This is a genomic window from Paraliobacillus sediminis (assembly GCF_003426055.1).
Genome location: NZ_QJSI01000001.1, coordinates 1,234,640 through 1,247,445, shown reverse-complemented (window position 1 = coordinate 1,247,445; position 12,806 = coordinate 1,234,640). Strand labels below are relative to the sequence as shown.

At 34.8% G+C, this 12,806-nt stretch carries 15 protein-coding genes and 1 riboswitch; of the genes, 1 reads left to right on the top strand and 14 read right to left on the bottom strand.

Features of this window, described 5'->3' with window-relative positions; genetic code table 11:
- Positions 1 to 46: 46 nt before the first annotated feature.
- The 11 genes from D2K60_RS05540 to D2K60_RS05490 form a co-directional block, all read right to left on the bottom strand.
- Positions 47 to 1,438 carry a bifunctional metallophosphatase/5'-nucleotidase gene (locus D2K60_RS05540; RefSeq protein WP_117168976.1) on the bottom strand — a complete coding sequence of 464 codons (1,392 nt, stop codon included), beginning with the start codon at positions 1,436 to 1,438 and terminating at the stop codon, positions 47 to 49.
- A 12-nt stretch (positions 1,439 to 1,450) separates the two neighbouring features.
- On the bottom strand, positions 1,451 to 2,269 hold the full coding sequence (locus tag D2K60_RS05535; protein ID WP_117168975.1) for a sulfite exporter TauE/SafE family protein: 819 nt from the start codon (positions 2,267 to 2,269) through the stop codon (positions 1,451 to 1,453).
- A gap of 147 nt (positions 2,270 to 2,416) precedes the next feature.
- The gene (sufB, locus tag D2K60_RS05530; RefSeq protein ID WP_117168974.1) at positions 2,417 to 3,814 is read right to left on the bottom strand and encodes a Fe-S cluster assembly protein SufB; all 1,398 of its coding nucleotides are present in this window, start codon (positions 3,812 to 3,814) and stop codon (positions 2,417 to 2,419) included.
- A gap of 69 nt (positions 3,815 to 3,883) precedes the next feature.
- Positions 3,884 to 4,327, bottom strand: a complete 444-nt coding sequence (gene sufU / locus D2K60_RS05525) for a Fe-S cluster assembly sulfur transfer protein SufU (protein WP_117168973.1) — start codon at positions 4,325 to 4,327, stop codon at positions 3,884 to 3,886.
- Positions 4,317 to 5,537, bottom strand: a complete 1,221-nt coding sequence (locus D2K60_RS05520; RefSeq protein WP_117168972.1) for a cysteine desulfurase — start codon at positions 5,535 to 5,537, stop codon at positions 4,317 to 4,319. The genes sufU and D2K60_RS05520 overlap by 11 nt, the downstream gene beginning before the upstream one ends.
- Complete coding sequence (gene sufD, locus D2K60_RS05515) at positions 5,537 to 6,844, bottom strand: Fe-S cluster assembly protein SufD (protein ID WP_117168971.1); 1,308 nt, start codon at positions 6,842 to 6,844, stop codon at positions 5,537 to 5,539. Before sufD ends, D2K60_RS05520 begins: the two co-directional genes overlap by 1 nt.
- A gap of 17 nt (positions 6,845 to 6,861) precedes the next feature.
- Positions 6,862 to 7,647 (bottom strand): Fe-S cluster assembly ATPase SufC, encoded by a 786-nt coding sequence (gene sufC / locus D2K60_RS05510; protein ID WP_117168970.1) that lies wholly within the window; start codon positions 7,645 to 7,647, stop codon positions 6,862 to 6,864.
- 262 nt (positions 7,648 to 7,909) lie between these two features.
- Positions 7,910 to 8,095, bottom strand: a complete 186-nt coding sequence (locus tag D2K60_RS05505; protein ID WP_117168969.1) for a YuzK family famiily protein — start codon at positions 8,093 to 8,095, stop codon at positions 7,910 to 7,912.
- Between the two features lie 185 nt (positions 8,096 to 8,280).
- Positions 8,281 to 9,102: a MetQ/NlpA family ABC transporter substrate-binding protein gene (locus D2K60_RS05500; RefSeq protein ID WP_117168968.1), complete on the bottom strand. Its 822-nt coding sequence runs from the start codon at positions 9,100 to 9,102 to the stop codon at positions 8,281 to 8,283.
- 62 nt (positions 9,103 to 9,164) lie between these two features.
- Positions 9,165 to 9,833: a methionine ABC transporter permease gene (locus D2K60_RS05495; RefSeq protein ID WP_117168967.1), complete on the bottom strand. Its 669-nt coding sequence runs from the start codon at positions 9,831 to 9,833 to the stop codon at positions 9,165 to 9,167.
- The gene (locus D2K60_RS05490; protein WP_117168966.1) at positions 9,823 to 10,851 is read right to left on the bottom strand and encodes a methionine ABC transporter ATP-binding protein; all 1,029 of its coding nucleotides are present in this window, start codon (positions 10,849 to 10,851) and stop codon (positions 9,823 to 9,825) included. The genes D2K60_RS05495 and D2K60_RS05490 overlap by 11 nt, the downstream gene beginning before the upstream one ends.
- 91 nt (positions 10,852 to 10,942) lie before the next feature.
- Positions 10,943 to 11,056, bottom strand: a riboswitch (SAM riboswitch).
- Between the two features lie 123 nt (positions 11,057 to 11,179).
- Here D2K60_RS05490 and D2K60_RS05485 point away from each other — a divergent pair.
- Complete coding sequence (locus D2K60_RS05485; protein WP_117168965.1) at positions 11,180 to 11,599, top strand: TlpA family protein disulfide reductase; 420 nt, start codon at positions 11,180 to 11,182, stop codon at positions 11,597 to 11,599.
- Between the two features lie 5 nt (positions 11,600 to 11,604).
- Here D2K60_RS05485 and D2K60_RS05480 read toward each other — a convergent pair whose 3' ends face one another.
- From D2K60_RS05480 to gcvH, 3 genes are all read right to left on the bottom strand, one after another.
- Entirely contained in the window at positions 11,605 to 11,907 is a 303-nt protein-coding gene (locus tag D2K60_RS05480) for a thioredoxin family protein (protein ID WP_117168964.1), read from the bottom strand.
- Positions 11,908 to 11,917: 10 nt separating this feature from the next.
- Positions 11,918 to 12,274, bottom strand: coding sequence for a toprim domain-containing protein (locus tag D2K60_RS05475; RefSeq protein ID WP_117168963.1), 357 nt, complete (start codon positions 12,272 to 12,274; stop codon positions 11,918 to 11,920).
- A 130-nt stretch (positions 12,275 to 12,404) separates the two neighbouring features.
- On the bottom strand, positions 12,405 to 12,791 hold the full coding sequence (gene gcvH / locus D2K60_RS05470; RefSeq protein ID WP_117168962.1) for a glycine cleavage system protein GcvH: 387 nt from the start codon (positions 12,789 to 12,791) through the stop codon (positions 12,405 to 12,407).
- Between the last annotated feature and the right edge of the window lie 15 nt (positions 12,792 to 12,806).

Here is a 12,806-nt window from a genome sequence, read left to right as displayed (position 1 = left end):
GCAGACTTCCCAACATTTATCTACATAATGTGATAAATATTTTATCTTATCGTCCATTCTTTAGTGTTTCTACAAGCAAATCACGGATGAACTCAGGCATAAAAAATCTTTTTGACTTTGAACGCGCTATTTGTGGAGAAAGATGACCAAAAGTAAACATATCTGCAGTAGCCACAGTATACGTTTGTTTCGGATCAATTGGATTACTACTCCAACTTGCTTCAATTAATCTTTCCTCCCCATCCTGATCTATCTCTGTTTTTATCTCTAAACCTGCATAAACCATTTTACCTAATACTTTTCCGCGAAACCCAAACCCCTGTACTTCTAATTCCGTAAAAAATTTAGTTAAACTCGCACGGATTACTTCGATTAGTTCTTGACCTTTTAATGTCACAACACACGGATTGATTGGATGAGGACAAATGCGATGAATATCAGCATAGGTCACGAGTCCCTCAGGTAATGATTCTAATAATAAGCCAGTATTTAGCATAGCGATATCAGCTTTTGTCCAATCTAATAAAGTTTTCGTTAAATCTTTAATTAATTCTGTTTCTTCATTCCAACTTACGACTAATGGTTTTGTTAGCATAGTGATTGGCTGTTCTAACTTTATATTCGCAATTTCTGACTGTTTATCAATAAGTTGCTTTGTCTCACTATCTTCTTCAATATGATCAATTTGCGTAGCATAAGCTTGTTTATTAATCAACTGCTGCAATTCATGATCCCATGTAAGAATTATCTCTCCAACATAGTGACCATACTTTCCAGCAGCAGTTAAGATCGATTCGTTACGCTTGTATCCATCTCGAAATAAATGATGTGTATGCCCCCCAATTATCACATCCACAGCTGGATAATGGTCAGCAATCCACTCATCATCATTAATACCTAAATGAGATAAAAGTATAATAATGTCTGTTTTATCCTTTAATTTAATTAACTCACGTTCTAATCCAATATAAGGATCTTCTACTTTCCAGCCAAGTGGATCATAAAAAGCATGGAATGGAGCAGTCAGTCCGATAATCCCGATTTTTATCCCAGACTGTGTTTCGAATTGATCAGAAGTCTTAAGCCAATCAGGATTGACACCATCCAAACTAGTCAAATTTGCACAAACAACAGAAAATGCAGCAGCATCATATAGTTGAAACAAATCATGATGTTCCAATGTAATTCCTTCATTATTACCTAGTGTTACAAAATCATACTTTGCTTGATTTAGGAGTGCAACATTTCCTTGTCCGAGTAGAGCTTCGGATATGGGATGAACGCGATCCATATGATCTCCATTATCGAATATCCAATAGGATTGCTTTTCACGCATTCTTTCTAATTTTTTATTATTTAAAAACTGTGTTATTTTGGGCCAATTTTCAAAATGGCTATGTAAATCACTTGTATAGTAGAAAAAAATATCTTCATTCATTTATAAACCCCTCTATTCTATCCCTTGCCAGATCAATCGAATGCTTATAATTAATAATAAAGCTCGTAACAGGAATTCGACTGTGCTACCCTTCATTTGTTGATTTACTTTTGCACCAAGTATACCACCAAACCAGGCACCAGGTATAAACAACCAAACATATTCCCACATTACATGTCCTAATATGATATGTGTAACAGAACTTGAAATACTTGTGAAAAGTATCATAAACATTGATGTTGCTGTTGCCATATGAGCAGGAAAACGAAAGACAAGTACCATGATTGGCACCATTAGAGATCCCCCACCAATTCCAAACATACCAGAAAGCATCCCAACTACAAAAGCAACAGAAAAGCCAGCAAAAATTGAAAATTGATAAGTATATGTTTTCTGATGAATTTTTGCAGTCCGATTTACTTGCCAACGTTTCTCTGTTAAAACTGGTTCTGATGTTCTTCTAAAAAAAAATAAAAGAAACATACATAGCATAAGTATTCCTAAAAATATTGAAAATCGATCGGGATCAAAGAATTGATTCGTCCATGATCCAATAATCCCTCCTGGTACACTAGCAATAATAAAAATAAGTCCACTTTTAAAATCAATTCGATCTTTTTTATAATATGCATAACTTGATGATAACCCCGTAAAAATCATAACGATTACTGATATACCTACAATTTGTTGTGGACTAGCCCAATCAAAGCTTGGCAAAAATTCATTTAATATTAGTAAAATTGGCACTAAAATCACACCGCCACCAAGACCTACAATACTACCTACAAATGCAGCCATGAAGCCAATTAATATGCAAATAAGAAAAAACATTCATTCACAACCGTTCTATTTTATATAATCATTTTCTTATTTTAACGCGATTTATAAATAATAAAGAATGCTTACCTTAATTCATTATATCTGAAAGTATGGAAAGAAAAAAGAGCCCGGATTAACGGACTCTTTAGCTTTTACTATTTAACCAATTGAGCCTTCCATTTCAAAGCTAATTAGACGATTCATTTCTACGGCATATTCCATAGGTAATTCTTTCGTAAATGGTTCAATGAATCCCATTACGATCATTTCAGTTGCTTCAACTTCTGAAATACCACGACTCATAAGATAGAAAAGTTGCTCTTCTGATACTTTAGAAACTTTCGCCTCATGCTCTAATGAAATATTCTCATTAAGAATTTCATTATAAGGAATGGTATCAGATGTTGACTTATTATCCATGATTAGCGTATCACACTCGATATTCGAACGTGCACCATGTGCTTTACGTCCAAAATGAACGATCCCACGATAAGTCACTTTACCACCTTGTTTTGAAATAGATTTCGAAACAATTGTTGATGACGTATTTGGTGCTAAGTGATGCATTTTTGCTCCAGCATCTTGGTGTTGACCTTTTCCTGCTATAGCAATTGAAAGAGTCATACCACGAGAACCTTCACCTTTTAAAATAACAGCTGGGTACTTCATTGTTAATTTAGATCCAATGTTACCATCTACCCATTCCATCGTTGCATTTTCATCACAAATTGCACGTTTTGTTACAAGATTATAAACATTATTTGCCCAGTTTTGAATCGTTGTATAACGGCAATATGCATCTTTTTTAATGAATATTTCAACAACAGCACTGTGTAATGAATTAGTTGTATATGTTGGTGCAGTACAACCTTCAACATAGTGTACCGAGGCACCTTCATCTACAATAATAAGTGTACGCTCGAATTGCCCCATATTTTCCGAGTTAATACGGAAATATGCTTGTAATGGTGTATCCACCTTAACACCTTTCGGTACATATATGAATGATCCACCAGACCATACAGCAGAATTCAATGCTGAGAATTTATTATCTGCTGAAGGAATAACTTTACCAAAATATTGTTTAAACAGTTCTTCGTTTTCTTTCAATGCAGAATCCGTATCTTTAAAAACAATACCTTTGTCAGTTAAATCTTGTTTCAAACTGTGATAAACCACTTCTGATTCATATTGCGCAGAAACACCAGAAAGGTACTTTTGTTCCGCTTCAGGAATTCCTAATTTGTCAAAAGTATTTTTAATCTCTTCAGGTACTTCATCCCATGATCTCTCAGAACGTTCTGATGGTTTCACGTAATACGTAATTTCATCAAAATTCAATTCAGCTAGATCTCCACCCCACTGCGGCATAGGCATTTTATAAAATTGCTTTAAAGCTTTCAAACGGTAGTCTAACATCCACTGGGGTTCTTCTTTCATATTTGAAATCTCTTCCACAACTTTTTGAGTCAAACCTTTTTCCGTACGAAAAATTGAAATATCACGGTCATGAAACCCATATTTATATTCTCCGACTTCCGGTGCGTTTTTAGCCATTTTTAAAACCCCTCCTGTTCAAGTAGTTTGCTTAACTAAAATAGAAATAAGCATTTGCTAATTTCAACGTTATGCTTGCTCTTGTTCTTTGATACCTTTTTCCATTGCCTTCCAAGCTAATGTTGCGCATTTAATTCGTGCAGGAAACTTCGCAACACCTTGTAGTGCCTCTATATCACCAAATTCATGTTTTTCTGTATCTACATCTTTTCCTAACATCATGTCAGAGAACATTTGTGACATTTCTAACGCTTCGTTAACTGTTCGTCCTTTAACTGCTTGGGTCATCATTGATGCAGATGATAAGCTAATAGAACAACCTTCTCCATCAAATTTAGCATCTTTCACCTGATTATCTTCTACTAAAAGATGTAATTGAATGCGATCACCGCATGTAGGGTTATTCATATTAATTGTTAATGACTCTTCTTCAAACGAACCACGATTACGCGGATTTTTATAATGATCCATAATTACCTGACGATATAATGTTTCCAGATTATCAAAAGACATCACCAAAAAACTCCTTCGCTTTGTTTAATCCAGTAACTAAACGATCCACGTCATCTGTTGTATTATACAAATAAAAGCTTGCACGAGCAGTAGCTGTGACCTCTAACCATTTCATTAGCGGTTGTGCACAATGATGCCCTGCACGTACTGCAATACCTTCCGCGTCTAATACTGTTGATGTATCATGTGGATGGACATCATCAAGATTAAACGTAATTAATCCTGCACGGTCTTTTGGACCATATGTTGTTAAACCATCTATTGTTCGTAATTGTGCCATTGCATACGTAACAATTTTATTTTCATGTGCTGTAATTTCATCTAAACCGATATCTTCCAAGAAATCAATTGCTGCACCTAAACCAATTGCACCTGCAATGATTGGCGTACCACCCTCGAACTTCCACGGTAAATCCTTCCAAGTTGAATCGTAGAGATTAACAAAATCAATCATCTCTCCACCAAATTCTACTGGTTCCATTTTTTCGAGTAACGCTTTCTTACCATATAGTACACCTATACCTGTTGGACCACACATTTTATGACCAGAAAAGGCGTAAAAATCACAATTTATATCCGTAACGCTAACTTTCATATGCGGGACAGCTTGTGCACCATCAACAAGTATAACTGCACCATTCTCATGTGCAATTGCAGCAATTTCTTTAACTGGATTAACAGTTCCTAAGACATTTGATACATGCATTACAGCAACTATTTTAGTATGACTTGTTACTGTTTCTCTTACATCATCTAATGTGATTGTTCCATCAGACTGAAGTGGTATATATTTTAACGTAGCACCCGTAGATTTAGCCAATTGCTGCCATGGAATGATATTACTATGATGTTCCATGTAGGTGATTACAATTTCATCACCTTCTGAAAGATTAGCACGACCATAACTGTTGGCAACCGTGTTAATTGCTGTCGTTGTTCCTCTTGTAAAGATTATTTCTTCCGTTGTTTTTGCATCAATAAATCCTCTTACCTTTTCACGCGCACCTTCATATTTATCAGTTGCCCGCGTGCCCAGAGTGTGAACACCCCGATGTACATTTGAATTATCTAAACGATAATACGCATTAATGGCTTCAATTACCTGCAATGGTTTTTGCGATGTTGCAGCGGAATCGAGATATACTAAAGGACTTCCGTTTACGTTTTGATCTAAGATTGGAAATTGTGAACGGACAGCTTTTACATCCATCAGTATACTTTCCTCTCAATAACTTCTGTTAATTGTTCTCTAACTGCTGCTATCGGAATTGCTCTAACTACAGGAGCTAAGAAACCATGAATTACTAAGCGTTCTGCTTCTCTTTGCGAGATACCCCTACTCATAAGGTAATATAATTGAATCGGGTCAACACGACCTACTGATGCAGCATGACCTGCTGTTACATCATCTTCATCAATTAATAGAATAGGGTTTGCATCGCCTCGTGCATCTTTGCTAAGCATCAATACACGGGATTCTTGTTCAGCGTTAGCTTTTGTCCCACCATGTTCAATTTTTCCGATACCATTAAAGATGGCGGATGCACTATCTTTCATTACACCGTGCTGTAAGATAAGCCCTTCCGAACGTTTGCCGTAATTGATAATCTTTGCAGTGAAGTTTTGTATTTGATCTCCTCGTCCAACCGAAACAGCCTTGGCATATGAAAAGGAGTTGTCTCCAATTAAGTGCGTTATATTTTCTGAGACTGTGTTACCGTCATTCATTTGACCTAATGCCCATTCAATCTTCGCGTCGCGATAAGCAATTCCACGTCGATTCATATAAACAGTAGTTCCGTGTGCAAAGTTATCAACAGAACCAAACGAAATTGAAGCATTATCATGTGCAATTACCTCTGCTACAACATTTGCGACAGTTTCTTCTTCTTTGTTGAAAGAAATGTAATTCTCCACGTATGTTACTGAGCTATTTTCTTCTGCAACAACAATAACGTGATTAAATAAAGCAAATTCCTTATCTTCTTGCCAAAAAATTGCTTGTAATGGTTCTTCAACCACAACATTTTTAGGTACATAAACAAAAATACCACCGTTCATTAATGCTGCATGTAGAGCAGTTAGGCGATTTTCATCAAAAGCTACAGCGTCCTTCATATAGTATCGTTGCACTAATTCAGGGTGTTTCTGTAATGCAGTGAAAATATCCGTTAAAATAACGCCTTGATCTGCTAATTTATCTGAAATCATTTCATAAGCATTATGCTGGTTACGAAGGATAACTAAATTATGATCATCCTTATCTGTATCTACGAATACTTTGATATCTTCCGGTAAGTCTTTCAACGAATTAAGTTTATTTTTTTCTGCTTCTAAACTAAATTTCGTGAAATTCCATTTAGATATATTCGTTTTATCTGGTCTTGGCATTTCTAAATTCTCAGAAACTTCTAAGGCTTGCGTACGAAATGCCTTCATCCAGTCTGGTTCATTTTGTTTTTCAGAAAATTGTTCTATATATTCTTTTTCATATGGTTGCTTCGTTTCAGTAGTCACGTGATCCCTCCTTACTATTACGCGTTGTTACCAACGGTTTCTTCTTCAATACCTAGTTCTTTTTTAATCCAGTCATAACCTTCAGCCTCTAAGCGTTTAACTAATTCTGGTCCACCAGACTTAACGATACGTCCTTGCATCATTACGTGAACATAATCAGGTGTAACATAATCTAAAAGACGTTGATAGTGTGTAATAATTAAGCAACCGAAGTTTTCATTGCGTAATTTATTAATCCCTTTTGATACAACTTTCAATGCATCGATATCTAGTCCAGAATCAATCTCGTCTAAAATACCAATTGCAGGTTTCAACATCATTAATTGAAGAATTTCATTACGTTTCTTCTCTCCACCAGAAAAACCGGTGTTTAAATAACGTTGCGACATATTTTTATCCATTTCTAAATAATCCATTGAACTATCCATTTCTTTAATAAATTTCATTAAAGGAATTTCGTCTCCCTCTGCTCGATGTGCATTCATAGAAGAACGTAGGAAATCTGAAGTTGTAACCCCAGTAATCTCACTTGGATATTGCATTGCTAAAAATAAACCAGCTTTTGCTCGTTCATCAACTGCCATTTCTAATACATCTTCTCCATCTAAATGTATACTACCACTAGTTACCTCATAATTAGGATGTCCCATGATTGCAGACGCCAAAGTTGATTTACCAGTACCGTTTGGTCCCATTACCGCGTGGAATTCGCCACCTTTAATCGTTAAGTTAACACCTTTTAATATTTCTTGATCTTCGATTTGAACATGAAGATCTTTAATTTCTAGAATAGAACCTGCCATTTCGATACCCCCAAAAGAATTATTATTTATATTTGTGGAATGAACACTATATTTACTATTCATTCTCAGTTTATTCTCATTACAATCTTATACTATTTCGAATCTATAATCAAGATTTTCATTCATTATTCCAGCTTGTTTTCAAACTTTTTCTTATTAATAGTGTGAAATGGTGCAACTCACCTACATGTTTCTATTTTATTATAACGCAAATACCCCTTGCAAATGTATTCGCAAGGGATATTAATATTTTTTCCATTTATTATCGATGCACTTTTCGATTCATTTCTGTTACTACCTTCAAGCCATTTCGGTGACTTTTCTCGCGTTCTCTTTCAATTTCTAAACGTTGGTTTAGTTTTCTTTCGTATTCAGCAAATCCTAAACCGTGATTTAGTTGCATTGCCTTTTCCATCTCACCTGTATAAGTTAAAGCTAGATTATCCATGGTTTGTTAAAACCCATCCTTTCTATATTTGAACAAATTAATTATATCATTTGTAGAAAGACGTAACAAAAGAGCTAACAAATCATTTGGACTTATACACAACCTTTTTGATTTATCTCCATAATTGAGTATGAAAATAGTTAAAGTACATCAAAATTCCGCTAATTTCATTTAAAATCCTCGAATTATTCTTCTGATCCACCAACAGCAATTACTTCACCATTATAATTTTCTGTAATGAAATTTTGAATTTCCTCTGATTGTAAAACCTCTACTAATTTATTTAAGTTTTCATCATCTTCATCTGCTGTATTTGCTACAACAATATTTACATATAAAGAATCATCACTTTCAATAAACAAAGCATCATCTACAGGTGATAGTTCAGCCTCAATTGCATAATTTGTATTAATCGCAACTAATACATCTTCTTCACTTTGATACGTTTCGATAAGAAATTCAGGGTTTACATCCGCTGAAAAAGTTAAATTTAATGGATTTTCAATGATATCATCAACAGTAGCCTCTGATTTTTTAACGTCCTCAGCTAATGTAATCAAACCATTTGATTCAAATAAAGAAAGGATACGACCATGGTCTGGTACATTTCGACTAATAACAACTTCCGTGCCTTCTTCAATAGCATCAATACTTGTGATATTTTGAGAATAAACACCCATAGGTTCTAAATGAACGCCACCTAAATTCACAATATCATAGCCTTTTTCTTCAATTTCAGTTTCTAAAAACGGTACGTGTTGGAAATAGTTAGCATCAATTGTTCCATCTGATAAATCTTGGTTTGGCAAGCTATAATCAGTGTATTGTTCGATTTCTAATGTAATACCTTCTTCTTCTAATAATGGTTTAGCTTCTTCTAACACTTCAGCATGCGGTACACTTGTTGCACCAACTTTAATGATATTTTCCTCTGAATCTTGATTTCCACATGCAGCTAAAATAATCCCAACAGATACGAATAATAGTAATGTTACAAGTTTTTTCATTTTGTATTGCTCCCCTTTTTTGTTATATATATAATTCCCGACTTAACGGGTATTATTAACGATTATCTTTTATCTAATCTATTTGTGATCGTATCACCGATAATTTGAAAGATGAATACAATTATTACAATTAAGAACGTACAAACAAAAACAACATCAAAATCTCGTCGCATAAATCCGTGGAAATAAGCAAAGTCGCCTAAACCACCAGCACCTATAACTCCTGCTACTGCTGTATAACCGATTAAAGCTATTGCCGTAACTGTTAAACCTGAAACGAGTGCTGGAATAGATTCCTTTAGTAACACTTTATAAATAATTGTTGATGTCTTTGCACCCATTGATTTAGCTGCCTCTACTACTCCTTTGTCCACTTCTCTTAATCCTATTTCAACCAACCGAGCATAAAATGGGGCTGAACCAATAATTAAAGCAGGCAAAGCCGCATTTGGACCTCGTATTGTTCCAATAAGGAAATCAGTAAATGGAATTAGCAATAATATCAAAATAACAAACGGTATTGCACGAAATACATTAACGAGAGACGATACAATTGAATTTATTATTTTATTATCCCAAATGCCACCAGTCGCTGTTAGATATAATAATAAGCCTAAAATAATACCGAAAATCATTGTTCCTATTAAAGCAATTAGTGTCATATAAAATGTCTCACCCATTGCATATAATAAATCCATCCAGTCAACGTTTGGAAAGAGATTAGTTAGCATTGGTTTTCACCTCCACTTCAACAGATGTAGAAGTAATAAAGCCTATCGCTTCATCTATTACAGATTCCTCACCTATTATATTAACAAATAACGTGCCATAAGCACCTGCCTGTGTTTGCTTAACGTTACCATGTAAGATGTTAACTTCTACATCAAACCTTTTAGCAACTTGACTAATTACTGCTTGATTTGCTGTTTCACCAACAAAGTGTAAACGTAAAACCTTACCTTTTGTAACAGATTGTATTAATGTCTCTTCCGTAATCTCATCATCCGGCTTACCCATTACCTGTTCGACAAATTTCTTTGTTACAGGCTGTTTTGGATGTGAGAAAACCTCGACTACTTCCCCTTGTTCGACAATTCTTCCTTCTTCCATTACCGCAACACGATGACAAACCTTTTGAATAACATGCATTTCATGTGTGATTAGTATAATAGTCAAACCAAGTTTTTGATTGATGTCTACTAATAAGGAAAGAATTGAGTCTGTTGTTTCTGGATCAAGTGCTGAGGTTGCTTCATCACATAAAAGCACTTTTGGTTTGTTTGCTAGAGCTCTTGCAATTCCAACTCGTTGCTTTTGTCCACCACTCAATTGCGATGGGAATGCGTCTTCTCTACCGGTTAAACCAACAAGTCCTATTAACTCGTCAACACGCTTGTTGCGCTCTTGCTTTGATAGACCAGCTATTTCTAATGGTAAGGCAATATTATCTCGAACTGTTCTGGACCACAACAAATTAAAATGTTGAAAAATCATCCCAATTTCTTGACGTGAAAGCCTTAATTGTTTTTTGGACAATGTCGTTATTTTTTGATTGTCGATAACTATATCACCTGTTGATGGTTCTTCCAACCGATTAATCAAACGGATAAAGGTGCTTTTACCAGCTCCACTGTATCCAATAACACCAAATATTTCGCCTTTATCTATATTTAAACTTAAATCATCTACTGCTTGAATAGTTGAGGATTTTGTTTGGTAAACTTTTGATAAGTGTTGAATTGAAATCATACTATTCCTTCTTTCTAAAAAATTAAAAAACGCCCTTCTGTTCCAGAGAACAGAAAGACGCGCTTTTGATTGCGATTATAACTTTCCTGTTCTCTCATCTGCCAAAACAATTGCTCTGCAGGAATTGGCACCTTTTTAAACAAAAATTTTGCTTAACGGTTGCCGGGTTTCATCGGGCCAGTCCCTCCACCTCTCTTGATAAGAGATAATGTATGTAATTATTTAATTAAATGTGATTTTAACATAGCTAAATAATCATTGTCAACATATTTTATCAGCCTAAGGTATGTTAAAATAACAACAATAATGAATCAAAAGGATGATTTACATGCTAGCACCAAACTTTGTACTACCTTTTCTAAATAAAAAAGGGAATTATCAATTAAAAGATGATATTGGCAGTATTGTAATACTTACTTTTTGGGCTTCATGGTGTCTAGATTGTAGCATTGATTTACCTAAAAAAGAGCAATTATATCGATCATTAAACAATTCAAAAGTGAAAATGCTAACGATTAATGTTACTGGTAGAGAACGTAGCCAATCAGCAGCAGTAGGTTTTACTAAAGAATTTTTGAAGCAGCCAACTTTAATGGATAACGGAACAGAAGTATATAACTTGTTTCACTGTCATGGTGTTCCAACTACTGTATTAATTGATTCAACCGGACATATTTACAAACAATTTAGTGATAAAGCCGATTTTCTGGATATCGTTACAACAGTAGGCGATATCATCCCTAAATAATAGGTTTATCGATTTGAATGTAATAGACTGTTTAATTCACCTAACGATTCAAACGAGTATATTTTACTAGGCTCATCGTTAGTGGTAATCAGCAGACATGGAACACTTTCTATTCTTTTTTGTTGCATAACCTCAGGAAACAACCCGGCATTTAGTTCATAGAATGTTACATTGCCTTTTGATGCTACTTCAATTTCTTCTAATATCTTTCTCGCTAAATGGCACGTTCCACAAAAAGGCGTATAAATAAAAATCATTTTGTCTGACTGGTCTAGTAATTGTATTGTTTCACGTGTTATTGGTATCATATTTTCCACCTTACATGAGATAAATGGGGTTTACTGTTATCCCCCTACTTAGAAGCGCCGTCGCTAACTCTAATTCTGGAGTCGCTGCTACTTCTCTAAAAGTTTTGTCAATATAAATATGTGTTGCGTGTGGTAATTCTAATGATAATTGCTTCCGTAATTTAATACCCGAATGATCTTCGTCAACCAAGATATAAACTTCTCTATTATCTAAGTCATAATCTATTATTAACTCTTCCATCTTTTCAACACCCAGCGTTCCATTTGTACAAATTATCGTAACTATTTCGTCAATTAATTTTTCGATTTGTTTTTTGTCTGTCCGTCCTTCAACAATAATAATCTTATTAGCATCATCTGAAGTCATGAGCTTCACCTACTTTACTAATTAACGTTATTTACAAGTAATCCCTTGTTACTACATTTGTAACAAGGGATTATAACTTATACTATCTGTAATATTGTATGAAAAAGGAAAAAAATCATGCAATAATTAATTATTCATCATCTTCAATCATTGCTTGGTATTCTTCAGGAGTCATTAATGCCTCAATCTGCGATGTATCATTTGGTTTTACTACAACCATCCATGCTTTCTCATATGGAGATTCATTAACAAATTCAGGACTATCATCAAGTTCCTCGTTTACTTCCACTACTTTTCCGCTAATCGGAGCATATAACTCAGAAACAGTTTTTACTGATTCTACACTACCGAAAGGTTCATCCGCTTCTATATCGTCACCTTCCTCAGGTAACTCGACAAATACAATATCACCTAATTCATCTTGCGCATGGTTTGTTATACCAATTCGAACTTTATCTCCTTCAACTTTAACCCACTCATGTTCTTCTGAATAACGCAAATCTTTTGGCAAACTCATTCTAACTACCTCCAT

What these genes read in the sequence shown, in the direction of transcription:
- D2K60_RS05540 (WP_117168976.1), bottom strand. Translation starts at nt 1,438, where the DNA reads ATGAATGAAGATATTTTTTTCTACTATACAAGTGATTTACATAGCCAT.
- D2K60_RS05535 (WP_117168975.1), bottom strand. Translation starts at nt 2,269, where the DNA reads ATGTTTTTTCTTATTTGCATATTAATTGGCTTCATGGCTGCATTTGTA.
- sufB (WP_117168974.1), bottom strand. Translation starts at nt 3,814, where the DNA reads ATGGCTAAAAACGCACCGGAAGTCGGAGAATATAAATATGGGTTTCAT.
- sufU (WP_117168973.1), bottom strand. Translation starts at nt 4,327, where the DNA reads ATGTCTTTTGATAATCTGGAAACATTATATCGTCAGGTAATTATGGAT.
- D2K60_RS05520 (WP_117168972.1), bottom strand. Translation starts at nt 5,537, where the DNA reads ATGGATGTAAAAGCTGTCCGTTCACAATTTCCAATCTTAGATCAAAAC.
- sufC (WP_117168970.1), bottom strand. Translation starts at nt 7,647, where the DNA reads ATGGCAGGTTCTATTCTAGAAATTAAAGATCTTCATGTTCAAATCGAA.
- D2K60_RS05505 (WP_117168969.1), bottom strand. Translation starts at nt 8,095, where the DNA reads ATGGATAATCTAGCTTTAACTTATACAGGTGAGATGGAAAAGGCAATG.
- D2K60_RS05500 (WP_117168968.1), bottom strand. Translation starts at nt 9,102, where the DNA reads ATGAAAAAACTTGTAACATTACTATTATTCGTATCTGTTGGGATTATT.
- D2K60_RS05495 (WP_117168967.1), bottom strand. Translation starts at nt 9,833, where the DNA reads ATGCTAACTAATCTCTTTCCAAACGTTGACTGGATGGATTTATTATAT.
- D2K60_RS05490 (WP_117168966.1), bottom strand. Translation starts at nt 10,851, where the DNA reads ATGATTTCAATTCAACACTTATCAAAAGTTTACCAAACAAAATCCTCA.
- D2K60_RS05485 (WP_117168965.1), top strand. Translation starts at nt 11,180, where the DNA reads ATGCTAGCACCAAACTTTGTACTACCTTTTCTAAATAAAAAAGGGAAT.
- D2K60_RS05480 (WP_117168964.1), bottom strand. Translation starts at nt 11,907, where the DNA reads ATGATACCAATAACACGTGAAACAATACAATTACTAGACCAGTCAGAC.
- D2K60_RS05475 (WP_117168963.1), bottom strand. Translation starts at nt 12,274, where the DNA reads ATGACTTCAGATGATGCTAATAAGATTATTATTGTTGAAGGACGGACA.
- gcvH (WP_117168962.1), bottom strand. Translation starts at nt 12,791, where the DNA reads ATGAGTTTGCCAAAAGATTTGCGTTATTCAGAAGAACATGAGTGGGTT.